The organism is Tenacibaculum sp. Bg11-29 (assembly GCF_002836595.1).
GTDB lineage: Bacteria > Bacteroidota > Bacteroidia > Flavobacteriales > Flavobacteriaceae > Polaribacter.
Genome location: NZ_PJBB01000003.1, coordinates 4176891 through 4200919 on the forward strand (window position 1 = coordinate 4176891; position 24029 = coordinate 4200919).

At 28.3% G+C, this 24029-nt stretch carries 26 protein-coding genes; 20 read left to right on the top strand and 6 right to left on the bottom strand.

The features are described 5' to 3' along the window. Positions 1-32: 32 nt before the first annotated feature. Positions 33-680 (top strand): CbrC family protein, encoded by a 648-nt coding sequence (locus CXF68_RS18745; RefSeq protein WP_101046682.1) that lies wholly within the window; start codon positions 33-35, stop codon positions 678-680. Between the two features lie 55 nt (positions 681-735). Here the strand turns inward: CXF68_RS18745 and holA are convergent, their stop codons facing one another. Beyond that, positions 736-1737 (bottom strand): DNA polymerase III subunit delta, encoded by a 1002-nt coding sequence (gene holA / locus CXF68_RS18750; protein WP_101046684.1) that lies wholly within the window; start codon positions 1735-1737, stop codon positions 736-738. Positions 1738-1839: 102 nt separating this feature from the next. On the opposite strand from holA, the gene CXF68_RS18755 reads away from it, so the two are divergent. Continuing rightward, on the top strand, positions 1840-2283 hold the full coding sequence (locus CXF68_RS18755; RefSeq protein ID WP_101046686.1) for a type I restriction enzyme HsdR N-terminal domain-containing protein: 444 nt from the start codon (positions 1840-1842) through the stop codon (positions 2281-2283). A gap of 47 nt (positions 2284-2330) precedes the next feature. Next, entirely contained in the window at positions 2331-3329 is a 999-nt protein-coding gene (locus tag CXF68_RS18760) for a glycosyltransferase family 2 protein (protein WP_101046688.1), read from the top strand. On the opposite strand, the gene CXF68_RS18765 is transcribed toward CXF68_RS18760, so the two are convergent. Both CXF68_RS18765 and CXF68_RS18770 read right to left on the bottom strand, forming a co-directional pair. After that, positions 3321-3770 (bottom strand): hypothetical protein, encoded by a 450-nt coding sequence (locus CXF68_RS18765; RefSeq protein WP_101046691.1) that lies wholly within the window; start codon positions 3768-3770, stop codon positions 3321-3323. The genes CXF68_RS18760 and CXF68_RS18765 overlap by 9 nt on opposite strands. Beyond that, positions 3771-4391 carry an L-threonylcarbamoyladenylate synthase gene (locus CXF68_RS18770; protein WP_064966197.1) on the bottom strand — a complete coding sequence of 207 codons (621 nt, stop codon included), beginning with the start codon at positions 4389-4391 and terminating at the stop codon, positions 3771-3773. It lies immediately after the preceding gene. Between the two features lie 128 nt (positions 4392-4519). Here CXF68_RS18770 and CXF68_RS18775 point away from each other — a divergent pair, with 128 nt between their 5' ends. From CXF68_RS18775 to CXF68_RS18785, 3 genes are read left to right on the top strand one after another with little or no spacing between them, the layout of a single operon-like run. Continuing rightward, entirely contained in the window at positions 4520-6904 is a 2385-nt protein-coding gene (locus CXF68_RS18775) for a TonB-dependent receptor (protein ID WP_101046694.1), read from the top strand. Positions 6905-6923: 19 nt separating this feature from the next. Next, the gene (locus CXF68_RS18780) at positions 6924-7511 is read left to right on the top strand and encodes a Crp/Fnr family transcriptional regulator (RefSeq protein ID WP_028888023.1); all 588 of its coding nucleotides are present in this window, start codon (positions 6924-6926) and stop codon (positions 7509-7511) included. 2 nt (positions 7512-7513) lie between these two features. Further along, positions 7514-7969, top strand: coding sequence for a hypothetical protein (locus tag CXF68_RS18785; RefSeq protein ID WP_101046696.1), 456 nt, complete (start codon positions 7514-7516; stop codon positions 7967-7969). A 96-nt stretch (positions 7970-8065) separates the two neighbouring features. On the opposite strand, the gene CXF68_RS18790 is transcribed toward CXF68_RS18785, so the two are convergent. Next, positions 8066-8551: a hypothetical protein gene (locus tag CXF68_RS18790; RefSeq protein ID WP_101046698.1), complete on the bottom strand. Its 486-nt coding sequence runs from the start codon at positions 8549-8551 to the stop codon at positions 8066-8068. A gap of 58 nt (positions 8552-8609) precedes the next feature. Here CXF68_RS18790 and CXF68_RS18795 point away from each other — a divergent pair, with 58 nt between their 5' ends. Genes CXF68_RS18795 through CXF68_RS18805 form a run of 3 tightly spaced genes read left to right on the top strand, consistent with a single transcriptional unit; the run spans position 8610 to position 10909 of the window. Continuing rightward, complete coding sequence (locus CXF68_RS18795; RefSeq protein ID WP_101046700.1) at positions 8610-9026, top strand: PaaI family thioesterase; 417 nt, start codon at positions 8610-8612, stop codon at positions 9024-9026. Further along, positions 9027-9866 (top strand): alpha/beta fold hydrolase, encoded by an 840-nt coding sequence (locus tag CXF68_RS18800; protein ID WP_101046702.1) that lies wholly within the window; start codon positions 9027-9029, stop codon positions 9864-9866. Continuing rightward, a complete protein-coding gene (locus CXF68_RS18805; protein ID WP_101046704.1) occupies positions 9863-10909 on the top strand; it encodes a chorismate-binding protein in 1047 nt (348 codons plus the stop codon). The genes CXF68_RS18800 and CXF68_RS18805 overlap by 4 nt, the downstream gene beginning before the upstream one ends. 143 nt (positions 10910-11052) lie before the next feature. Here the strand turns inward: CXF68_RS18805 and CXF68_RS18810 are convergent, their stop codons facing one another. After that, positions 11053-11424, bottom strand: coding sequence for a PUR family DNA/RNA-binding protein (locus CXF68_RS18810; RefSeq protein WP_028888017.1), 372 nt, complete (start codon positions 11422-11424; stop codon positions 11053-11055). An 83-nt stretch (positions 11425-11507) separates the two neighbouring features. Next, entirely contained in the window at positions 11508-13262 is a 1755-nt protein-coding gene (locus CXF68_RS18815) for an ABC transporter ATP-binding protein (protein ID WP_101046706.1), read from the bottom strand. 162 nt (positions 13263-13424) lie between these two features. On the opposite strand from CXF68_RS18815, the gene CXF68_RS18820 reads away from it, so the two are divergent. The 11 genes from CXF68_RS18820 (at position 13425) to CXF68_RS18870 (ending at position 23976) form a co-directional block, all read left to right on the top strand. Continuing rightward, positions 13425-14525, top strand: coding sequence for a Glu/Leu/Phe/Val dehydrogenase (locus CXF68_RS18820; protein WP_101046708.1), 1101 nt, complete (start codon positions 13425-13427; stop codon positions 14523-14525). Positions 14526-14602: 77 nt separating this feature from the next. Further along, positions 14603-15541: a transcription antitermination factor NusB gene (gene nusB / locus CXF68_RS18825; protein ID WP_101046710.1), complete on the top strand. Its 939-nt coding sequence runs from the start codon at positions 14603-14605 to the stop codon at positions 15539-15541. Positions 15542-15584: 43 nt separating this feature from the next. After that, the gene (locus tag CXF68_RS18830; RefSeq protein WP_101047597.1) at positions 15585-16052 is read left to right on the top strand and encodes a DUF1573 domain-containing protein; all 468 of its coding nucleotides are present in this window, start codon (positions 15585-15587) and stop codon (positions 16050-16052) included. A 2-nt stretch (positions 16053-16054) separates the two neighbouring features. Next, positions 16055-16372, top strand: a complete 318-nt coding sequence (gene yajC, locus CXF68_RS18835) for a preprotein translocase subunit YajC (RefSeq protein WP_101046712.1) — start codon at positions 16055-16057, stop codon at positions 16370-16372. A 78-nt stretch (positions 16373-16450) separates the two neighbouring features. Beyond that, on the top strand, positions 16451-17374 hold the full coding sequence (locus CXF68_RS18840) for a CdaR family protein (RefSeq protein ID WP_101046714.1): 924 nt from the start codon (positions 16451-16453) through the stop codon (positions 17372-17374). Continuing rightward, entirely contained in the window at positions 17374-17964 is a 591-nt protein-coding gene (gene coaE / locus CXF68_RS18845; RefSeq protein WP_232771686.1) for a dephospho-CoA kinase, read from the top strand. Before CXF68_RS18840 ends, coaE begins: the two co-directional genes overlap by 1 nt. Positions 17965-18073: 109 nt before the next feature. Further along, positions 18074-19639, top strand: a complete 1566-nt coding sequence (locus CXF68_RS18850) for a sensor histidine kinase KdpD (protein ID WP_101046718.1) — start codon at positions 18074-18076, stop codon at positions 19637-19639. Between the two features lie 10 nt (positions 19640-19649). Beyond that, positions 19650-20348 (top strand): response regulator transcription factor, encoded by a 699-nt coding sequence (locus tag CXF68_RS18855; RefSeq protein WP_101046720.1) that lies wholly within the window; start codon positions 19650-19652, stop codon positions 20346-20348. A gap of 111 nt (positions 20349-20459) precedes the next feature. Continuing rightward, positions 20460-21359, top strand: a complete 900-nt coding sequence (locus CXF68_RS18860) for an ABC transporter ATP-binding protein (RefSeq protein WP_101046722.1) — start codon at positions 20460-20462, stop codon at positions 21357-21359. An 8-nt stretch (positions 21360-21367) separates the two neighbouring features. After that, a complete protein-coding gene (locus CXF68_RS18865) occupies positions 21368-22216 on the top strand; it encodes an ABC transporter permease (protein WP_101046724.1) in 849 nt (282 codons plus the stop codon). 380 nt (positions 22217-22596) lie between these two features. Then, positions 22597-23976, top strand: coding sequence for a T9SS type B sorting domain-containing protein (locus tag CXF68_RS18870; protein ID WP_157822008.1), 1380 nt, complete (start codon positions 22597-22599; stop codon positions 23974-23976). Positions 23977-24029 lie beyond the last annotated feature (53 nt).

Sequence of the window (24029 nt, forward strand, 5' to 3'; positions counted from 1 at the left end):
ATACACTAATACATCTAAAACAAAAGCAGCATATGGAATCTATTCATTTTAAATATTTTGAATCTCCTATTGAAGAAAGTATTTTTGAAACAAATCATGAGAAACATAGCTGTTTCTTTTGTGGAAAAAGTGATTTTCCAATAGCAGAGCTAGATGACAGTATAACTATTATTGCAAACGAAAATATTGATGAAGCCAAAAGTATCTGTTTAAAATGTCTTAGCGACAGAAAATACGGATTTGTACAAGAAATAGAACACGATGCATTAGTTACAAAAGAAGGGGTGATTATAAAAGCAGATCACTCTTCACATACCAAAAAATCTACCTATTACACTTCTTATATTTTACCTATAGAAAAGCAATTAGATTTAATAGACAAATCAAAACCTTTAGAATTAATACATACCCCACCATTTAGAGCATGGCAAGGTGCAAAATGGTTAGTTCATTGTAATGATTTCATGAAATATATAGGTACTTGGCAACATGAAGATTTCTTAAAGAACGCACCTAATAATAATGCTGAAGAATATTATGAAAACATCTGTTTATATGGAGGTGATGATCTTTATGAAAGTCAATTTGGTCCTAATAAGTCTGAATATGCCAATTGTACATTTTACGCCTTTGAATGTTTAACTTGTAAGGAAAAAAGAGGCTACATTGATAACATTTAGTAAAAACAATTAATAGAACAATAAAAGTTACGTTTATTAAAACGCAACTTTTATTTTAATGTAAAATTTTAAATAATAATTCTTTTAAAATATCACTGTGAGATTGACTAGCTCCTACTCCTTTACTTTTAACATCTGCTTCTCGTAATAGGCCTATTATTTGTGATACTTTTCGCATTGGGTAGTTCCTTGCAGCAGAACTATAATCATCAACAAAATAAGGGCTTACTCCTAAATTTTTAGCTACTGATGATTTTGATTTATCTTTTAAACCATGGTACATTAATAGTTGGGTAAAAAAACTATTTAGCAAAGATATGCTCATTACTAAAGGGTTATTTTTAGGATTTTGCGCAAAATAATTAATAATTCTATTTGCTTTTACTATCTCTTTTTGGCCAACTGCTTTTCGTAATTCAAAATTATTAAAGTCTTTAGATATACCTATATTCTCTTCAATGTGCTTATCAGAGATGATAGTTTCTTTAGGTAGTACAGATGTTAACTTATCTAATTCATTAGAAATTTTACTTAAATCTGTTCCTAAAAACTCAACTAACATTTGAGATGCTTTTGGTTCGATATTATATTTTTGACCTCCTAAAACTTTACGAATCCAATCTGCAACTTGATTGTCATATAGTTTCTTGCTCTCATAAATCAATCCACTTTTAGCAATAGCTTTGTATGATTTTTTTCGTTTATCTAATTTCTTATATTTATAATTAAAAACTAAAACAGTCGTTGCTTGTGGATTTGCTGCATAGGCTTCAATCTTATCTATCGTACGGCTTAAATCTTGCGCCTCTTTTACAATGATTACCTGTTTATCTGCCATCATTGGGTAACGTTTTGCAGATGACATAATTTCTTCTATCGTTACATCTCTTCCATACATTACCACTTGATTAAATCCTTTTTCAGATTCATCAAGTACATTTTTTTCAATATAATCAGATATTTTATCAATATAATAAGGTTCTTCACCCATTAAAAAATAAATAGGCTTAATGTTTCCTTCTTTAATATCTGATATGATAGCTTTAATTTCATTCATAACTTTTAATAGGTAATCTGATTAGAATAACAAATTTATCTTTAATTTAAAATTCTGCTGTTTCACTCGCAATGATTTTCTATTTTTACATATATTTTAATTATGCAAAAACTCAATCTTCCGAACTATACATTTAAGCTCAAAAGTAACGAAAATAAGACGCTTATTTTTGATAATTTGAGAAAAAAAGATGTCGTATTAACTCCTGAAGAATGGGTTCGCCAACATTTTGTGCAATTTTTAATTCAAGAAAAAAACTACCCTGTTTCTTTAATTTCTATTGAAAAACAACTGATTATAAATAATTTAAAAAAACGTACAGATATTGTTATTTTCTCACCTGATGGAACTCCCAATATTATAGTAGAATGTAAGGCTCCAAAAATTAAAATTGCTCAAGACACATTCGATCAAATTGCACGCTACAACTTAAAGCTAAATGCCAATTATTTAGTTGTTACAAACGGATTACAGCATTATTTTTGTAAACTTGATAAAGAAAAAGAAACCTATATATTTTTAAAAGATATTCCATCTTATAATTAACAATTTATTACATTTTTAAACCACAATAAAACTATAATTTCGCTCTCTTGAAAACAGCAATCGTCATATTAAATTGGAACGGTAAAAAATTATTAAAACAGTTCTTACCTAGTATCATAAATTTTAGCAATCAAGAAGCCGAAATTTATGTGGCTGACAACGCATCTTCTGATGACTCTATTAATTTCATTAAACAAAACTACCCGTCAGTTAAAATTATACAAAATAGTACTAATGGCGGATATGCTAAAGGCTACAATGACGCTTTACAACATATTAATGCTGATATATACTGTTTATTAAATTCTGATATTGAAGTTACTAAAAATTGGTTAACTCCTATTTTAGCAAGCTTTAAAAAAGACGGTAATACTGCAATTATACAACCTAAAATTTTAGATTTTAAAGACAAAACAAAATTTGAATATGCTGGTGCTGGAGGAGGTTATGTTGATTTATATGGTTATCCATATTGCCGAGGACGTCTCTTTAATCATTTAGAAGCTGATAATGGACAGTATAATGATATTGCTGATATTTTTTGGGCGTCAGGAGCTTGTTTATTTATTCGATCAAAAGTATATCATCAATTAAATGGTTTTGATGAAGATTATTTTGCACATCAAGAAGAAATAGATTTATGCTGGCGTGCACAAAATGAAGGTTTTAATATTAAATATGTTGGTAATTCTACTGTTTACCATGTTGGCGGTGCTACATTAAACGAAACAAACCCTCATAAAACATTTTTAAACTTCAGGAATAGTTTATTAAACGTCGTTAAAAATGTTCCGAAACAATGGTTCTTATTTATCATTTTTTCTCGATTAATTCTAGACGGAATTGCGGGGCTAAAATTTTTAACCGAATTAAAACCAAAACATACCCTTGCTATTTTAAAAGCGCACTTTAGTTTTTATGTGAACTTTTTTAAGTTTTTAGGAAAAAGAAAACTATTACAGAAGAAAGCTAATTACAACTTACACACTTCTGTTATTTGGCAATATTTTGCTTTGGGAAGAAAAAAATTTGAGAATTTAAAATAGCTTAGATTTTGAATTGATTATTTTTTCTAAATCAAACAATTTCTTGTCATAAAAATCTAGCCTATCCACATCTCGTATATTATCTATTTGAAATCCTCTATGGAATAAGGAATTCTCTTTTTTTTCAACTATTACTTTTTCTTTATTATCTTTAAATTGATCAGCTGTTATATCTATGTAAAGAGAATGGTTTTGTAACCACGCATGTGTTTTTTCATTTCTTTTTGAGAAAACAAGCTTAAAAACACCAAAACCTCTTTTCTCTAAAAAAGAACTCAATAACACTGAAGAAGCTAAACAACTCCCTCGCGGAAAAAGATCAAATTCATAATTTTTTATAACCTTAATCTCCTCTTCTAATAATTTTCTAAACTCTAGTGCTGCTTTTTTTATATTTTTTTGATTTTCACATTCATCAAATTCATCGTATAAGTTTTTCATTTACAATATATCTAAACTCCCTTTTCCTTCACGAATTACTTCTGGGTAATCGTCTGTTAAATCTATTACTGTTGATGCATAGTTATCACCAAAACCACCATCAACAACAAGATCAACTATGTTTTGCCATTTCTCGAAAATTAACTCAGGATCTGTAGTGTATTCTATAACCTCATCTTCATCGTGAATAGAAGTTGAAACTATTGGGTTACCTAAAGCGGCAACAATTGCACGAGCAATATTATTATCTGGCACACGAATACCTACCGTTTTACGTTTCTTAAAAACTTTTGGTAGAGAATTACTTCCAGGTAAAATAAAAGTATAAGGCCCTGGTAAACCTCTTTTTAAAATTTTATAGGTAGCTGTATTAATTTGTTTTACATAATCTGACAAATGACTTAAATCATTACATACAAACGAAAAATTAGCTTTATCAAGCTTAACTCCTTTTATTTTAGCTATTTTCTCTAATGCTTTTGTATTCGTAATATCACACCCCAAACCGTAAACAGTATCCGTTGGATAAATAATTACCCCCCCTTTTTGTAAGATTTTCACAATCTTTTCAATCTCTTTAGAGTTAGGGTTATCGTTATATAATTTTATAAATTCTGCCATAATATAAAAGTAATCTTTTGTAAATAAATACTCCTAATTTTTAGTTAAAATAATACGTTATTGATTATCATCAATGAAAAGATAATTGTTATAAAACATCTTTGTATCAAATTAACATTTATTTTATTATGAAAAAAATAAGCAGTATTCTTTTACTTTTATTAAGTTGTTTTTTATACAGCCAAAATGGAGTTATTAAAGGTTTGGTTATAGATAAGCAATCTGAACTTCCTCTTATTGGTGCGACAATAGAATTACTAAACTCAAAAACACCTATAGGTACAACTACCGATATTGATGGTTATTTTACTCTTAATAATATTCCTTTAGGAAGACAAGTTATAAGAGTTAGCTACGTGGGTTACGAAAACAGCACCATACCAGACATTGAAGTAAGTTCTGGTAAAGATATTTCTCTTACAATTACATTAACTGAAAACTTTAATCAACTTAGCGAAATAGTTATTACAAGCTCTAACACAAGTAAACTTAAGGCCAGAAATAAATTCACAGCAATATCAGCCCGCCAGTTTGGTATTAAAGAAGTTGGTAGATATGCTGGTGGAAGAAGTGATGTTGCCAGACTTGCTAGTAATTTTGCGGGAGTTGCTGCTCCTAACGACAGTAGAAATGATATTGTAGTTAGAGGAAACTCACCTACCGGATTATTATGGCGTTTAGAAGGTATTCCAATACCAAGCCCTAATCATTTTTCAACCTTAGGTACTACAGGAAGCCCAATTTCTGCTCTAAATCCAAATATGCTTAAAAATTCTGACTTTATTACTTCTGCTTTTCCTGCTGAATACGGAAATGCTATTGGTGGTGTTTTTGATTTAGGTTTTAGAAAAGGAAATAAAGACACCAACGAATTTTCTTTTCAAATGGGTGCTTTTTCAGGAATAGAATTAAGTGCCGAAGGGCCTTTTAACAAAAAAAATAATGGTTCTTTTTTAATTGCTGCCAGATATTCTTTAATAGGCTTAATAAATGGTGGTGGCACTAGTGATACTCCTAATTACATGGATATTTCTTTTAATATCGATTTTGGTAAAAGTAAGTTAGGTGAGTTTTCTTTATTTGGAATTATTGGAGATTCTAGTATTGATTTTTTAGGTAAAGATTACGACAAAGATGATTTATTCTCTTCTCCAGATGAAAACTCTTTCGTTATATCTAATGTAGCACTTGTTGGTTTAAAACATAAATTACAACTTACAAATAATTCTTATTTAAAGACAATTGTAGCTGGTACTTTTAATAAAAATGATTACAAGGAAGAACGTATACTAAATCTAAATACACCTTTACAAAGTAATTTAAAATATACAGAAAACATAGACAAGGAGACTCGTCTTATTTTTTCAACAATGTATAACACCAAAATAAATCGAAAACTAACGTTAAGAACAGGTTTTTTAGCTGAAAATTTTAATATTGATTATAATAGAAAAGATAGATCGGAACAGCCTGATAACGACAACGATGGTAATCCTGATTTAGTTACTATTAGAAAAATTAAAGGTGACTACACCATTTTTCAACCGTATATACAAAGTAAATATAGGCTTTCAAAAAAGTTGATTCTTAACACAGGGCTACATGCAATGTATAGTGATTTAAACAAACAATTTGTTATTGAGCCTCGTGCATCTATAAACTGGCAATTACATCCTAAACACGCTCTTAATTTTGGATATGGATTACATAATCAAAACACACCGAGCCCATTAGTATTTTTAAATAAGAAAATAGATGGCATAAATACACAACCTAATAAAAATCTTGATTTTATTAAAAGTAATCATTTTGTACTTGGATATGATGTGAAAATAGCGCCAAAATGGAGAGGTAAATTAGAATTATATCATCAAATAATTAAAGATGCTGCGGTTGATAAAACTCCATCTAGCTATTCTTCATTAACAGAAGGAGCCGATTTTACTTTTTCTTCAGATAAAACTAATTTAACAAATGCTGGTACAGGAATTAATCAAGGATTTGAACTTACTTTAGAAAAATCATTTAGTAAAGGATATCATGCCTTAATTACAAGCTCAATATTCGATAGTACTTACAAAGGAAGTGACGGTATAGAAAGAAATACACCTTTTAATAACGGGTATGTTTTTAATTTTTTAACAGGAAAAGAGTTTAAATTAGGAGCTAGTAAAAACACGATACTCTCAATAGACACTCGTTTTGTTACTGCAGGTGGTAAATATTTTACACCTGTAAATCTTGAAGCTTCAAAAGTTGCTGGTTATCAAATACTAGATAACTCCAATGCGTTTAGCAAGCAATATGACAAATACATGCGCTTAGATTTAAAAATAGGAGTAACTTTTAATAGTAAAAAACGAAAAAGTTCTCATAAATTCTATGTTGATCTGCAAAATATTACAGATAAAGAGAATATTTTTGTAAAAAAGTACAACAGAACAACCAATACGGTAGAACAAGTAAATCAAGCTGGTTTTTTTCCAGACTTTGGGTATCGTTTTCAATTTTAACAACAAAAGTTTACCAACCATGCATAAACAAGTTATTGATTTCTTTAAGCAATTTATCTCTATGAGCGAAGAGTCTTCGAACTTTATCAAAGCTAATACGGTCGTTAAAAAAATAGCTAAAAATGATTTTTTACTAACACAAGGAAAAGTGTGTGATTTTGTTGCTTTTATTAACGAAGGCGCTTTTAGATCTTTTTATAGTGTTGATGGGCAAGAATACAGTAAACAATTTTTCTTTGAAAAAAACTTTTGTACAGATTATAGTAGTTTTCTTACTCAAAAAAATTCACTTAGCTATTTACAAGCTATTGAAGATAGTACTGTAATTATATTTAACAAGAAAGTAGTTGATGAAGCTTATAAAGTTATACCCAACTTTACTGTTTTTGGTAAAAAATTAGCTGAAAATTTATACATTATTGTTTGTGATATTAAAGCTTCTTTTATTTTAAACACCCCAAAAGAAAGATATGAGAATTTAGTGAAAGAGAGGCCTAAGGTTATACAAAGAGTACCTCAGTATATGATTGCCTCTTACCTAGGTATTACTCCTGAAGCTTTAAGCCGAATAAGAAAGAGAATTATTAATACTAAAAAACTAAATTAATAATGAAACCTTTAATCGTTTTACTTTTTACATTTATAGTTAGCTTATTATTTATAAAAATTATCAATAATAAGTACATGATACCTTTTTCAGGTCGTATTGCAATGTCGGTTATGTTATTATTTACAGCATTAGGTCATTTTATATATACAGAAGGCATGATTATGATGGTTCCTAATTTATTACCTTTTAAAAAAGAAATAATTTTTCTTACTGGTTTTATAGAAATAATGGCAGCTATCGCAATTCATTTTTCTTCAATAAATACTTTAATTGGATGGTTTTTAATTTTGTTTTTTATACTTATGTTACCTTCAAACATTAAAGCAGCTATTAATCAAATAGATTACCAAACTGCGACCTATAATGGTAAAGGAATTAGTTATTTATATTTTCGTATTCCTTTACAAATTTTGTTTATTACATGGGTATATATAAGTTGTATTAAACCGCTATAATAATTTTTAATTATTCATAAAAAAAGCCCCATTGTTTTAGATAAACAATGGGGCTTTTTTTATGATGCAAATAATATTTCACATGAAAATTAATTCTTAAAAATCAAAATCATCTATATTTTCAAAACTTGGAAAATCATCATCTAAATCATCTAGATCATCAGAAATATCAGCTTTAAACTCTTTTTCTGGTGCTTCATCAGGAATTTCACCTACTGTTAAAATTATTTTAGACTCAGCAACATCTTCGTTAGACTGCTCTACAATCTCGACATAAAATGTCCACATTTGTAAAAAATCATATACGTATATCAACTTATCATTTATAGTTGGTAAGGTTTCTTTTAAAATACAAGTAGCCATTGACACCTCCTCACCTGCTTCAGCCATATTAAATAACGGAATCTCTTCTCCTTGATTCCAGTCTTCATCTGTTCGATAAAAAGAAGCCATTTCCTGCCCGTTAAAACCAAACGATTTAGCAATATCAAAATGTAAATCTTCTAATGATTTTGCTTCATTAAAAACTAGCGTTCTAATAACATCTTCTTTTGTGTCTAATACTACACGTACTTTATACATTCTATCATTTTTAGTCGCCACAAAAATACGTATTTTTGAATGATAATTTTTTAATAAAATGAATAAGCAAGAATCTTTAGCGACACTTAACAGTTATAATAAAAACACTTTAATGGAAACACTTCAAATTGAGTTCGTTGAAATTGGTGATAATTTTATTACAGCCAAAATGCCCGTAACCTCAAAAGTACATCAACCTTATGGTATTTTACATGGTGGAGCTACAGCTGCATTAGCCGAAACAGTTGGTAGCTGTGCTTCGGTTTTCTTTTTAAATGATGCTAGCAAAATAATAAAGGGAATCGAACTAAGTATTAATCACTTAAAAAGTAAAAGAGAAGGAACTGTATTTGCTACTGCAAAAGCTATTCACCAAGGAAGAACTACTCATTTATGGGAAGTTAAAATTGCAGATGAAAATGACAACTTAATTTCTTTATGTAAAATAACCAACATTATATTAGATAAAAAATAAATGAAGTTATTAAAAATAACAGGACTCTTTTTTCTTGTAATTCTTATCGTTGTTTATTACTTGTTTTCAACTTTTACTGCTCCAAAATCGGATGCAGCTGTTATTAAAAAGTTTAGTGGAAGCATTCATAAACCAATAATAACCCAAGAAGTTTTTAAGCATTATAATTATAGAAAGCTTACAATTAAAAGAGATACTACTTTACCTACATTAGTTTTTGTTCATGGAACTATTGGTTCTTCTATCGATTTTATTAGATACCTGAAAGACAGCTTACTTTTAACTAAAGCTAATATGATTTCTTATGATAGGATTGGATACAATTACAACGATAATAATTCAGTACAAGAGAGTATTACTTTTGAACGCGATATGTTAAATCACGTTATTAAAAACCTGGACGCTAAAAAAACTATTCTTGTAGGCTATTCTTATGGCGGGCCAATTGCTTTAGCTATACAAAAAAAAATAAGAAAAATTATCTTAATAGCTCCTGCTGTTTATAGTAAAGTTGAACCAATGCCATGGGCTATTAATTTATACAAATCGAAATTGACTAGGTGGCTGATTCCTAAAATTTGGAAAGAGGCTTCTAAAGAAAAAATATCTCATAAAAAAGATTTGCGAAATTTCGAAAACAGCTGGAAATTTTCTTTAAATAATATTATTAGTATTCACGGAACCAGTGATTGGATTGTTCCTTATAAAAATTCAATATTTTTGCAAGACCAATTTCCTGAAAAACAGTTTAAATTAGTTACTATTAAAAATACAGGACATGGTTTAGTTTGGAATAACTTTAAAGAAATTAAACAACAATTATTAAATCAATTAGATTGAATATATTTTCAGAAATAAAAAACGCTCACAAAAACAAACTTCCGTTTGTGGTTTACCGAAAACCAAATACAAACGTATTAAAAGGGTGGTTTCAAAAGAATAATGCACTATATACTTCTAAAAAACATGCAAAAAGCGGTTTTATTTTTGCACCTTTCGATGATAAAAATATTGCAATTTTACTTCCTGTTGACCAATCTATTTTTAAACAAGAAGAAATTAAACTTCCCCCGAATTTAATTCACAAAAACAACCTTCCTCTCAATTCTACTTCAGAAGAAACACATATTAACGTTGTTAAAAAAGGTATTAAAGCCATTGAGAATGGCTTATTTAAAAAAGTTGTTTTATCTAGAAAAGAAGAAGTAAATATCACTGAGTTTAACTCCGTTCAAGTTTTTAAAAGATTACTTACAAATTACCCTAATGCTTTTACCTATATATGGTTTCATCCAAAGGTTGGAATGTGGTTAGGGGCAACCCCTGAAACTTTAGTAAAAATTAACGGTAATAACTTTAAAACAATGTCTTTAGCAGGAACACAGATTTATAAGGATACTAATGATGTTTCTTGGCAACCAAAAGAAATTGAAGAGCAACAATTTGTTACCAACTACATAACCGACAAACTCTCTAATGTTTGCAAAAAACTAGAAACTAGTAAAGTTGAAACTATAAAAGCGGGAAATTTACTTCATTTAAGAACATTAATTTCTGGTGAGATATCTACAGAAACTTCTACTCTAATAAAAAAACTACACCCTACTCCTGCTGTTTGTGGATTACCTTTAGAAGCTTCTAAAGAATTTATTTTAAAAAATGAAAATTACAACAGAAGCTACTATACTGGTTTTTTAGGCGAACTAAATTTAAAAGAAGATAACAAAAATACTTCCGAACTTTTCGTGAATTTAAGGTGTATGGAAATTAAAGATAATACTGCTTTTATTTTTGTTGGTGGTGGAATAACTAAAAGTAGCAATCCTATAAATGAATGGAAGGAAACTGTAGCTAAAACCAAAACAATGAAAAAAGTTTTATAAGAACAGTAAAAAAACACAACTACTATTATATAAAATAAAAAGCATTAACTTTTAAAAGTTAATGCTTTTATGTGTAAATTGAATTTGAATTGATTATCTTTTAAAGTATAAAATTACATATAAATTTTACACAATAGTTCTATTTATATATCATCAAAAGAAACATCGGTAAAACTTTCAGCTGAAGCTGTTGTTTCCCCTTCATTTTCTTCTTCTTTTTTATAATCTTTTTGGTGACGCTCACTAATTACTTCAGAGCCTTTTTCATTTACAATAAAATCAGTTGCTTTATTTAACATTTCTTTGAAGTCTGAAAAATCTTCTTTATATAAATAAATTTTATGCTTTTGATAATGGAAAGATCCATCGTCATGTGTGAATTTTTTACTTTCAGTTACTGTTAAATAATAATCATCTGCTTTCGTAGATCTAACGTCAAAAAAATACGTTCTTCTTCCTGCTCTTAAAACTTGTGAAAAAATTTCTTCTTGTTCTACTCTCTCTCTCTCACTCATAATTCATTTCTTAAATAATAGTTGTTTACTTAAAATTGTACTCAACAAATCTAACAAAATAATTGACTTAGAAAAACGAAACATTACATTTCTTTTTCTAAAAGCTGTTGTTTATATAATTCTTTATAATAACCCTCTTCATTTATTAACTGATTATGAACACCTTGCTGAATGATCTTTCCTGCTTCTAAAATAATAATTTTATCTGCTTTTTTAACAGACGAAACTCTATGACTAATTATTACTGTTGTTTTATTACTTGATACTTGTTTTAAATTTAACAAAATCTGCTCTTCTGTTTCAGTATCAACAGCAGACAAACAATCATCAAAAATTAAAATTTTAGGGTTTTTAATAATAGCTCTTGCAATAGAAGTTCGTTGTTTTTGTCCCCCTGATAAAGTAACTCCTCTTTCTCCTAAAATAGTTTTATAGCCTTCTTTAAAATTTACAATATTATTGTGAATTACTGCTTTTTTTGCAGCCTCAATAATTTCCTCTTCACTCGCATCTTCCTTACCAAATTTTATATTGTTTTGTATCGTATCTGAAAACAAGAAAGGATCTTGTGGTACAAAACCTATTTGACTTCTAACATCATATAAATTACAATCTTTAATGTTTTTTCCATCTATCAAAACGGCACCCTCACTAGCATCATATAAACGAGAAATTAAATTTATAATTGTCGATTTCCCACTTCCAGTTTTCCCTAAAATAGCTAAAGTTTCTCCTTTTTTAATAACTAAGTTAATTTTATTTAAAGCTGTTATATTAGTATCATCATAAGTCAATGAAACATCCTTAAATTCAATTGTTCCTTCAATTACTGTAGTTATATCACTATTATTTATAATTTCGGGTACTTGTTCTAAAAACTCATTAATTCTCTGCTGTGAAGTTTCAGCTTGCTGCACCATAGAAGTCACCCAACCAACCATTGCTACTGGCCAAGTAAGAATATTTACGTACATTACAAAAGCTCCAATTGCACCTAATTGAATTTCTCCTGCAATATATTGTTTACCCCCTATATACAATACTATAATATTACTAACACCTATTAATAATATCATTAACGGGAAGAACAATGCCTGAACCTTATGCAAATCAATATTTTTATCCTTACTACTATTTGCTATTTCATCAAACGATGAAATTACTTCGGTTTCAATAGCATAAGATTTAACTTCCCTAACTCCTGAAAAAAACTCTTGATTAAATGTTGTTAATTTTGATAAATATTGTTGAACAACCATGCTCCGCTTATTAATTTGTTTACTCAATACAAAAATTGATATAGACAAAATAGGAAACGGTATCATAGTATATAGTGTAAGCCTTGGTGATATAGCATACATTTGACTAAAACCAATAATAAAAGAAATTAACATATTTAAAGAGTACATAATTACAGGGCCAAAATACATGCGCACCTTAGATACATCTTCACTTATTCGGTTCATTAAATCACCCGTCCTATTTTTTTTATAAAAATTAATTGATAATCGTTGGTACTGTTGATAAATTTCATTTTTTAAATCAAACTCTACCATTCGAGACATTACAATAATTGTTTGTCTCATTAAAAAAGTAAAAAAACCACCAAGTAAAGTTACACATACAATCAATAAGATATTCTGAAATAAAACAGCTTTCACTTCTGATAAATCATTCATTTTGTTTAACTGATAGTCTTCTACAATATTTAATGACGCTCCAACAAAATCAGGGATTTTAAGTATCAAAACTTTTGATAATACTGTAATTAACACACCTAATAATAACCTCCATTTATACTTTACAAAATATTTATTAAGGTATTTTAATGCTTTCAATATAAAAATAGTTTTAAGTTATAAAAATCGAATTAACAGGACTTCTTCTTTAAAGATAACATAATTTAAGGCTCTTTTTTTGCTTATGTTTTAACGATTTCTTACTTTTGCATTCGAATTTTTGAGGTTTTTAAAAAAACCTCAAATAAAAAAACAAAACAAATGACATCAGAAATCATTGATACTAAAGACCTTAAGAATGACCCTGTATTTGGTCAATTATCTTTCGACAATCACGAACAAATCGTTTTTTGTAATGACGAAGATACAGGTTTAAAAGCAATAATTGGTATTCATAATACAACTTTAGGACCTGCTTTAGGAGGTACTAGAATGTGGCAATACAAAAGTGAATGGGATGCTCTTAACGACGTATTACGTTTGTCTCGTGGTATGACATATAAATCAGCAATTACAGGATTAAACCTTGGAGGAGGTAAGGCTGTAATTATTGGTGATGCAAAAACTCAAAAAAATGACGCTTTAATGCGTAAATTCGGTGAATATGTGAATTCTTTAAGTGGAAGATACATTACTGCTGAAGATATTGGAATGGAAACTCGTGACATGGATGTTATTAGAGAAGTAACACCTCATGTAACTGGTGTTTCTGAAGCTATTGGAGGCTCAGGAAACCCTTCTCCTGTAACAGCCTATGGTGTTTATATGGGAATGAAAGCTGCTGCTAAATATCGTTTTGGTACAGATAACTTAGATGGTAAAAAAATTCTAGTACAGGGTGTTGGTCATGTTGGTGAAACTTTAGTAAAACATATTACTGATGAAGGAGCTAAAGTTATTTTAAATGATATTAACGAAGCTCGTTTAGAAGAATTAAGTAAAAAGTTCGGTGCTAACGTAGTTTTAGGAAATGATATTTACGGTTTAGATGTAGATATATACGCTCCTTGTGCATTAGGAGCAACTGTAAACGACGAAAGTATTTCTCAATTAAAAGCTAAAGTTATTGCAGGTGCTGCAAATAACCAGTTAGCTGACGAATTAAAACATGGTAAATTGTTAAGAGAAAAAGGAATCGCTTATGCTCCTGATTTCTTAATTAACGCTGGTGGAATTATAAACGTATACGCTGAAATTGCTGGCTATGACAAGGCTGAAAGCATAAAAAGAACTGAAAATATTTACAATACAACATTAGATATTTTTAATTTAGCTGAGAAAGAAAACATCACAACACATCAGGCTGCTTTTAATATTGCTCAATCAAGAATTGATGCTCGTAAAAAAGAGCAAAATAGCTAGATAAAAAACAAAAAAGTTTTACTTTTGCAGAGCGTTAGAAATAGTTTCTATCGCTCTTTTTTTTAAAGTTCTTTAAAATGATTAATAGGAGACATATTCGAGTTAAAGTAATGCAGTCGGTTTATGCAATGCAGCAATCGCAAAGTGATAATATTGTAAAAGAGGAGAAATTCTTAAAAAACAGTATTCAAAAAATGTATGATTTGTATGTTCTCAACCTTCAATTAGTGGTTGAAGTTCAAAAGTTAGCAAATAAAAAAATTGCACTTTCTAAGAAGAAAATGCTTGCTACTAAAGAAGAATTAAACCCAAACACCAAATTCATCGACAACAAACTTATTAACTTACTTAATGAGAGCGTTAGTTTAGAAGGATATACTGAACTTAACCAGCTTAATTTTTGGGAACTTGACAATGAATACGTCAATATTATTTTAGACGAATTACAAAAAAGTGACTTGTATAAAAAATACATGAGCACTGTTGAAGATTCTTACCACATAGATAAGGCATTTGTAATAGAATTTTTCAGAGAAATTATTGCTCCTAACGAAAAATTAGCTGATTATTTTGAAGATAAAATGATTTCTTGGGTAGATGATATTCCTTTTGTGAACACTTGGATTATTAAATCTTTAAACAAACAAAAACCTCAGAATCCTTTTATACTTGGTGGTTTGTATAAAGACAGTGAAGATAAACAATTTGCATCTAACTTATTTACAAAGACAGTTTTACACCAACATAAATACCAAGATGACATTATAGAGAAAACTCCTAATTGGGAAGCTGATAGGATTGCAGATATTGATATGATAATTATTAAAATGGCAATCACAGAATTTTTACATTTCCCATCTATCCCTAGTAGAGTAACTATTAATGAATATATTGAGTTAGCAAAAGATTATTCGACAAATAAAAGTGGATATTTTATCAATGGAGTTTTAGATAAATTAGCAAAAGATTATTTAGCTTCAGATAAGATGGTTAAAATTGGTAGAGGATTATTATAAAAAATTATTATTTTTACGAATAATTAAATTAAAATATTTAAAAATGAAGAAAATAGCCGTAGTAATCGCATTTATTCTTTCAACAGGAATCTTAGTTTCTTGTGGACAAGGAAATGCAGCATCAAAAGTAAAAAAAGAGAATGTACAAAAAGCTGAGAAAAGAGATGTTTCTATTAGCGCTGGAGCTGCATCTATTTCTTTTGATAAAGAAGAATATGATTTCGGGATTGTCAATGAAGGTGATGTTGTTAAAACTACTTTTACTGTAACAAATACGGGTAAAGGTGATTTAGTAATTACAAATGCACAAGCTAGCTGTGGATGTACAGTTCCTGTATGGCCAAAAGAAGCTATCGCACCTGGTAAAACTGGAGAAATTCAAGTAAGTTTTAACACAAACGGAAAACCTAATAAACAATCTAAATCTATAACATTATCTACTAATACAGAAAAAGGTAGAGAAGTTATTAAGATTTCAGGAATGGTAACTCCTAAAAAGAAAACTGTATAATAATGTTTATAACTATTTTTTTACAAGCAAGTACGCAAGAAAGCATTATGAGTATGCTTCCTTTTGTGGCAATGATTGGAGTTTTTTACTTTTTGATTATTCGTCCACAAATGAAACGTCAGAAAAACGAAAAAAAATTCCAGACTACAGTTCAAAAAGGAATAAAAATAATTACAACTAGTGGTATTCACGGTAAAATTGTTGAAATTAACGACAATGACAATACAATTACTGTTGAAACAGGTGCAGGAAAAATGAAGTTTGAACGCTCTGCTATTTCAATGGAATTAAGTAAAAAATATAATACAGATATTAAATAATATTTTTTTTATATAATAAAGGTGAGCTTATAAGCTCACCTTTTTCTTTTTTATGTAGATTGCATAATATTTATAAATTTGAAGAATACTTTTAACATACCCAAAACCTTTTTTGGCTTTCTAACTGCCTCGGTTTTATTTTGGCTATTAATAAATCTATCAAAAGAATATACCACTCAAATAACGTTTGATTTGGTATATACTAATTTGCCTCTCAAAAAAACAATTATTGACACTCCTATAAAAAAAATTCCGTTACTAGTAAAAGGAAGTGGTTTCAATTTAATATCTACTAGTCTATCTAATAATTTAATAAAGTTAGATTTAGAAAAAATTAATAAAAAGAAAGCTATAAACTATTATTTCTTATCTAATAAACTTCGTCCAGAGATACAAAAGCAATTAAAGTCAGGAATTGAATTAACTCAAGTTCTAAAAGATACAATTCCGTTAAAAATTGGAACTTTAAACTCAAAAAAAGTTCCACTAAAAACAGATTTAAGTATTACTTTTCAACTTGGTCACGACTTATCTAAACTTATTACAATAAAACCAGATAGTGTTTTAATTTCTGGTGAAGAATCTTTATTAAAAAAAATATCTTTTTTAAAATTAGCAAAAATTAACTTGAATAACATTTCTGAAAGCTCTAAAATAAGCATACCGATCCTTAAACAAAACAACATAAAAACAAATATTACTACAGCAGAAATAAATATTACTGTAGATAAATTTACAGAAGGAGAAATTGAAATTCCTGTTTTAGTGAAAAATGCACCTAAAGGATTAAATATTTACCCAAAAAAAGTAAAAATAATTTACAAAGTTGGATTGAAAAATTTCAACAAAATAAATAAAAATTCATTTAAAATAGAATGTGATTATAATCAAGAAAAAAACAGTGAAGCTTCTTACTTAATCCCTAAGTTAAAAAAATCACCTGATATAATTACACTTATAAGGATAGTCCCAGAAAAAATAGACTTCTTAATTCATAAATAATGGTAATAGGCGTAACAGGTGGTATTGGTAGCGGAAAATCTACAGTTGTAAAAATATTTTCAGAATTTAAAGACACTGCTATTTATATTGCTGATGATGAAGCAAAAAAACTAATGCATTCTTCACCTGATATTAAACATAAATTAATTTCAGAATTCGGTAAAGAAGTCTACATCAAAGATCAGTTAAACAGGCCCTTTTTAGCTAGTATTGTTTTTAAAAACAAAATAAAACTTAATATCTTAAATGGGATAGTTCATCCTATAGTTAACGATCACTTTCAAAAATTTATTCTTAAAAACGCAAATAAACAATATATTATATACGAAAATGCTATTTTATTTGAAAATGGAAGTAATATTTTTTGTGATAAAATAATTACAGTAACAGCTCCCGAAAACATAAGGATTAAACGAGTTTTAAAGAGAGATAACACTACTGAATCTACTGTTAGAAATAGGATTAAAAATCAATGGAGCGAGGCTAAAAAAATATTACAATCTAACTATAAGATTGAGAACCTTACACTTACAGAAACTAAAAAAGAAATATTAAGAATTCATAATATTTTAACAAAAAATATTAAATAATTTACATTTAACCAACGATACATCTTAAAATTATCTTAATTTTGCAGCAACTTTGTTAATCTAAGTTAAAAGCATACCTCCCTTCACTTTATTGATTTATTTTTGAATAATGAACAAGAAAATCTTCATCCTTATTGTTGGTTTAATGAGCATTTCTTTAGTTGGGATTATTTCTATTCAAATATATTGGATTAAAGACGCCATAAAGAATAAGCAACAGCAGTTTGACAATAATGTTAAAATAGCATTAGCTCGTACATCTGAAAAGATTAAGGATAGAGAGTACTCTGAATTTATTCAAAACACTCAAGAATTCTTTGAAAACAATGAATACAGAACTGATGCAGAAATAAATACTTATTTGTTTCAACAAATAGATACAACAAATAAAAAGAAATTTTCATTTGGAGGAACTATACTTGCAGAAAACTTTAAGATACCTGGAGACTTTGTTAATAATGATTCGATAATAATAAAAAGATATACAGGGAAAGAAGACATTTATTTTTCTCAAGTAATAAAATCTAAAAACAGTGATTTTAAATCATATATAGACGAGAATCATCTTTCTACTTTTAAACTTTACTCTGACTGGAATAAGCAACAACTAGAACACATGTTTCGTCAGAGCAAAAGAATATACCCTATAGATCAACGTATAAGTAACAACGAATTAAATTTTACAATAAGAGAAGAGTTAGTTAAAATGAATATAATTCAAGGCTTTAAATATGGAGTTTATGAAGATGACTTAGCTACTCAATTAAAATCTGGTTATTTTAACATACATCCAAATGATGTTAACTATCCACTTTTAGCAGATGACAATGGTAATAGTAAATACAAACTTTATATAAAATTCCCTGATGAGCACAAAAATTTACTTTCAGGTATGGTTAAAATTTTAGGTTTATCTTTATTATTTATTGGAATAATTATTGCTGCTTTTTCAGCATCACTATATCAATTAGTTCGACAAAAGAAAATTTCTGAAATTAAAACAGATTTCATTAACAATATGACACATGAATTTAAAACACCTATCGCTACAATAAATTTAGCCCTAGATGCTATTAAAAACCCTAAGATAATATCTGACGAAGAAAAGGTAAAGCGTTATGTTAAAATGATACGTGAAGAAAATAAACGTATGCACGGACAAGTTGAAAATGTGTTACGTATTTCTAGATTAGAAAAAAATCAAATTGAAATTAGTAAGGATGCTACTGATATGCACGACACTATTGAAGAAGCTATTGAGCATATTCAGTTATTAGTAGATGATAAAAAGGGGAAAGTAACCTCACATTTTAAAGCTATATCAACTGAAGTACTTGGTAACCAATTTCACTTAACCAACATAATTGTAAATATATTAGAAAATGCAATAAAGTACTCAGAAAATAGCCCAAAAATTGATGTATATACAGAAAGTACAAATAAATACTTTATCTTTAAGATAAAGGATGAAGGAATAGGAATGGGTAGAAATGCTCAAAAATATGTTTTCGACAAATTTTACAGAGAACATAAAGGAAATATTCACAACGTAAAAGGTCATGGTTTAGGTTTAGCCTATGTAAAAGAAATCATAGAAAGTCACCAAGGAACCGTTTATGTTGAAAGCGAAAAAGGCAAAGGAAGCTTATTTACAGTAAAATTACCATTAATATAAAATAAGGAAGATGGGAAGTAAAAAAATACTATTAGTAGAAGATGATCCAAACTTTGGAACAGTTCTTAAAGATTATTTAGCATTAAACGATTATAATGTTACACATGCTAAAGATGGGATAGATGGATTAATCATGTTTAAAAATGGTGATTATGATTTATGTATTTTAGATGTTATGATGCCACGTAAAGATGGTTTTTCTTTAGCAAAAGATATTCGTGTTACGAATAAAGAAATTCCTATTATTTTCTTAACAGCAAAAACGTTAAAAGAAGACGTTTTAAGAGGTTATCAAGTTGGTGGTGACGATTATTTAAATAAACCTTTTGACTCAGAAGTTTTATTACATAAAATAAAAGCCATTCTACAGCGTAAAGAAAATGAAAAATCTAGCGAAACAGATCAATTTGAATTCAAGATTGGAGGATTTGACTTTAACTCAAAACTTCGTCATCTTTCATTTAATGGTGCTGAAGCTCAAAAACTTTCTCCAAAGGAGAGTAAACTATTAAGAATGTTAGCTATTCATAAAAATGATTTAATGCCACGTGAATTAGCTTTAACAAAAATATGGAGGGATGATAATTACTTTACTTCTCGTAGTATGGACGTTTATATAGCAAAACTTAGAAAGTATTTAAAAATTGATGAGAATGTAGAAATCCTTAATATTCACGGTGAAGGGTTTAGACTTTTAGAAAAAATATAAATTCTTTTTTATTTAAAGACTTCCTTTTAAAGGGAGTCTTTTCTTTTTTATAAATTGTAACAATAATTCTATTAAGTCGTCAAATACTTATAATCAACAAAACCGAAAAACTTGGAAACAATTTTATCAATAAAAAACCTCGATAAAAAATACGGTAAAGTTCACGCTGTAAACAACCTTTCTTTTGATATTAAAAAAGGAAATGTTTATGGAATTCTTGGACCAAACGGAAGTGGTAAATCAACTACTTTAGGTATTATTTTAAATGTAGTTAATGAAACATCTGGTAAATTTAGTTGGTTTGATGGAAAACTATCTACGCACCAAGCTTTAAAAAAAGTAGGAGCTATTATTGAGCGACCTAATTTTTACCCTTATATGACGGCTATTCAAAATTTACAATTGATATGCAAAATAAAAGGTGTTTCTTCTGATAAAATTGAAGAAAAACTAAAAGTAGTAAACCTTTACGAAAGAAGAAATAGCCAATTTAAAACTTATTCTTTAGGAATGAAACAACGTTTAGCAATTGCTTCTGCGTTATTAAACGATCCTGAGATACTAATACTAGATGAACCTACAAATGGATTAGATCCTCAAGGGATTCATGAAATTCGTCAAATAATTAAAGATATAGCAAAAAACGGAACAACTATTTTATTAGCCTCTCACCTACTTGATGAAGTTGAGAAAGTTTGTACTCATGTTCTTATTATAAGAAATGGAATAAAGTTATATAGTGGTAGCGTTGATAATATGGTTGCTTCAAACGGTGTTATAGAAGTTAAAACTGACACAGATATTGAAAAACTAGTAAATGTTTTAAAAAATTATTATGAAGTAGCCTCTGTTAATGTTGATGGAAATTTAGTTACTGCTCGTTTAGAAAATGAAATTTCTGCAGCTCAATTAAACAAACATTTATACGAAAATGGAATAATTGTATCTCATTTAGTAAAACGAAAACTTAGTTTAGAACAACAATTTTTAGATTTAACAAACAACAACTAATAAAAAATATGCTACGTCTTTTATATATCGAGTTTCACAAATTAAAACACAATAGAGCTAGTAAAGTTCTTTCAATTATATATTTTGCCCTATTAACTTCTGTAGCTTTAGTTGCTGCAATTAAATTTGATGTTGGTCCTATTAAATTTCACTTGGCAGATCAAGGGATTTTTAACTTTCCATATATATGGCACTTTAACACATATATTGCAGCAATTTTTAAATTCTTTTTATTACTTGTAATAGTATCTATGATGGCTAATGAGTATAGCTACAAGACATTAAAACAAAATCTAATAGATGGATTAAGCAAGAAAGAGTTTGTACTTTCTAAGTTTTATACTGTAATTATATTTGCTCTAACATCAACTTTTTTTGTATTTGTTATTTCATTAATCTTAGGGTCAATTTATTCAGATTTTAATGAGTTCTCAATAATTTTCTCTGATTTAAGTTATCTTTTTGCTTTTTTCGTTAAACTATTAGGTTTCTTTTCTTTTGGGTTATTTTTGGGAATACTAATTAAAAGATCCGCTTTTGCTGTAGCTGCAATGATTGTTTGGCTTATAGTAGAAAGTATCGTTAAAGGTTACCTATATTGGACATTTAAAGATTTAAAAACTAGTACTGATGAGGCTGTTAACGCTATTATGCAGTTCTTTCCTTTAGAAGCAATGGCTAATTTAATTAAAGAACCCTTTTCAAGATTAGGAGCTGTTAAATCTGTAGCTAGTCAAATAGGCACAAGCTTTACAAAAGATTATTCTGTAAGCTTTCTTAATGTTGTTATTGTCTTAGTATGGACTTTTATTTTTATATACTCTTCATATTTTTTATTAAAGAAACGAGATCTATAATATAAGAAATACAAATAATTTTTTAGATTTAGCTTTTAAGCATCCGTATTTAATATCTCTAAAAATTAATTTTCAAAAAACATATAATTTTATTAACGATAACTGTCATTTATTTTAGAAAAATAAATGACAGTTATCGTTAAATACAAAAGAAACAATAAGTTTAAATTATAAAGTGTTACACCATTATTCAAATTAAGAAATCTTTTTTATTAGATATTTTAATTTTAACAGCAGTTTTAATAAATTTCATTCTAGAATTAATAGATTACAATCAAAAGAAACTATATTCGAAACTTTATAAATAGAATGGTAAAAAAGGCTATTTAACAAACAAAAATATCTCAGAACTAAACTTTAAATTTATTTTACTTATTATGATGAAAAAAACTATTTTTCTATTGTTTTTATTATCCTCTGCTATTTTACTTTCTCAAAACGATTGTAAAGATGCAATTACTGTTTGTGGTAACAGTGGCTATTCTGACCTTATTGTTTCAGGTTTCGGAGCACAAGAACTATCTGGATCAAACACTTGTTCTAGTAAGGAAAATAATAGCATTTGGTTTAAACTTCATATAAAAACAACAGGAACTCTTGGATTCACTTTAACTCCTGTAAATAAAGACATTAATGAAGATTTTGATTTTTTTATTTTCCCTTCAACAGCAACATGTAGCAATTTAGGTACAGCTATTCGTTGCTCAACCACAAACCCTAAATCTTCTGGTCAAGCAAATAATTTAACAGGCATGAATGAAACAGAAACTGATACATCTGAAGGACCAGGGCCTTCTGGCAATAGTTTTGTTAAATGGTTAAATGTTAATGCTGGTGAATCGTATTTTTTAGTTATTGACAGACCTGTAGGTAAAAGTAATTTCAATTTAACATGGACAGGGACTGCTACATTTTTTGATCAACCCATAATTGATAAGACTATTCTACCTGATAATACATTAGATATAAATAAATGCGATAATGACGGTCTTAATGATAATATTACTGATTTTAATTTAACTCAAAACGATGCTATTATTGGTACTCAAACTAATATAGATGTCACCTATCATTTATCTAATAATGATGCTATTTTAGGTATAAATTCAATTACAACACCTCACGCTTATAGAAACATAAACAGTCCTCAATCTATCTTTATAAGGCTAACCAATAAATTAACGGAATGTTTTATTACAGACAGTTTTAGTTTAAATATAAACCCAATGCTAAACAATGATGATATCATTATTGTTGACGACACCAATAATAACGATCTAGATATTTATTCTATCAAAATAACTTCGGGAAACAAAAAAATTACTATCAATGATTATGAGTTTGCTATTATAAATGAAGATAATTTTCAAACTAATTTTCAAGACAATCCTTTATTTGAAAATATTACTGGTGGTTTTTACACGATTGTGGTTAATGGAAAGAATGGCTGTTTAACCAATTTTAAAATTGAAGTTTCAGTAATTCAATACCCTAAATTCTTTACACCTAATGGGGATGGGAATAATGATACCTGGAGAATTAGAGGAGCCAATTCTAGTTTTTATCCGTCAAGTAACATTACGATTGTTAACAGATATGGAAAAATTGTAGCCATCGTGCCTATAAACAATCTAGGATGGGACGGAACCTATAAAGGAAAAATACTTCCTTCAAACGACTACTGGTTTAAAACTGAACTTGTTGATAGAAAAGGAAAAATTCATCAACATAATGGGCATTTTTCTCTTCTTAGAAGATAATCATTAATAATACAACTACTAATAGAAGTAGGGGAAATCATTTTAAAACTGTT

Excerpts from the sequence above, each read along its gene's own strand:
- CXF68_RS18800 (WP_101046702.1), top strand. The coding sequence starts at position 9,027 with ATGAAGTTATTAAAAATAACAGGACTCTTTTTTCTTGTAATTCTTATC.
- nusB (WP_101046710.1), top strand. The coding sequence starts at position 14,603 with ATGATTAATAGGAGACATATTCGAGTTAAAGTAATGCAGTCGGTTTAT.
- CXF68_RS18765 (WP_101046691.1), bottom strand. The coding sequence starts at position 3,770 with ATGAAAAACTTATACGATGAATTTGATGAATGTGAAAATCAAAAAAAT.
- CXF68_RS18770 (WP_064966197.1), bottom strand. The coding sequence starts at position 4,391 with ATGGCAGAATTTATAAAATTATATAACGATAACCCTAACTCTAAAGAG.
- CXF68_RS18780 (WP_028888023.1), top strand. The coding sequence starts at position 6,924 with ATGCATAAACAAGTTATTGATTTCTTTAAGCAATTTATCTCTATGAGC.
- coaE (WP_232771686.1), top strand. The coding sequence starts at position 17,374 with ATGGTAATAGGCGTAACAGGTGGTATTGGTAGCGGAAAATCTACAGTT.
- CXF68_RS18795 (WP_101046700.1), top strand. The coding sequence starts at position 8,610 with ATGAATAAGCAAGAATCTTTAGCGACACTTAACAGTTATAATAAAAAC.
- CXF68_RS18775 (WP_101046694.1), top strand. The coding sequence starts at position 4,520 with ATGAAAAAAATAAGCAGTATTCTTTTACTTTTATTAAGTTGTTTTTTA.
- CXF68_RS18810 (WP_028888017.1), bottom strand. The coding sequence starts at position 11,424 with ATGAGTGAGAGAGAGAGAGTAGAACAAGAAGAAATTTTTTCACAAGTT.
- CXF68_RS18865 (WP_101046724.1), top strand. The coding sequence starts at position 21,368 with ATGCTACGTCTTTTATATATCGAGTTTCACAAATTAAAACACAATAGA.
- CXF68_RS18850 (WP_101046718.1), top strand. The coding sequence starts at position 18,074 with ATGAACAAGAAAATCTTCATCCTTATTGTTGGTTTAATGAGCATTTCT.
- holA (WP_101046684.1), bottom strand. The coding sequence starts at position 1,737 with ATGAATGAAATTAAAGCTATCATATCAGATATTAAAGAAGGAAACATT.
- CXF68_RS18755 (WP_101046686.1), top strand. The coding sequence starts at position 1,840 with ATGCAAAAACTCAATCTTCCGAACTATACATTTAAGCTCAAAAGTAAC.
- CXF68_RS18790 (WP_101046698.1), bottom strand. The coding sequence starts at position 8,551 with ATGTATAAAGTACGTGTAGTATTAGACACAAAAGAAGATGTTATTAGA.
- CXF68_RS18830 (WP_101047597.1), top strand. The coding sequence starts at position 15,585 with ATGAAGAAAATAGCCGTAGTAATCGCATTTATTCTTTCAACAGGAATC.
- CXF68_RS18870 (WP_157822008.1), top strand. The coding sequence starts at position 22,597 with ATGAAAAAAACTATTTTTCTATTGTTTTTATTATCCTCTGCTATTTTA.
- yajC (WP_101046712.1), top strand. The coding sequence starts at position 16,055 with ATGTTTATAACTATTTTTTTACAAGCAAGTACGCAAGAAAGCATTATG.
- CXF68_RS18855 (WP_101046720.1), top strand. The coding sequence starts at position 19,650 with ATGGGAAGTAAAAAAATACTATTAGTAGAAGATGATCCAAACTTTGGA.
- CXF68_RS18745 (WP_101046682.1), top strand. The coding sequence starts at position 33 with ATGGAATCTATTCATTTTAAATATTTTGAATCTCCTATTGAAGAAAGT.
- CXF68_RS18820 (WP_101046708.1), top strand. The coding sequence starts at position 13,425 with ATGACATCAGAAATCATTGATACTAAAGACCTTAAGAATGACCCTGTA.
- CXF68_RS18785 (WP_101046696.1), top strand. The coding sequence starts at position 7,514 with ATGAAACCTTTAATCGTTTTACTTTTTACATTTATAGTTAGCTTATTA.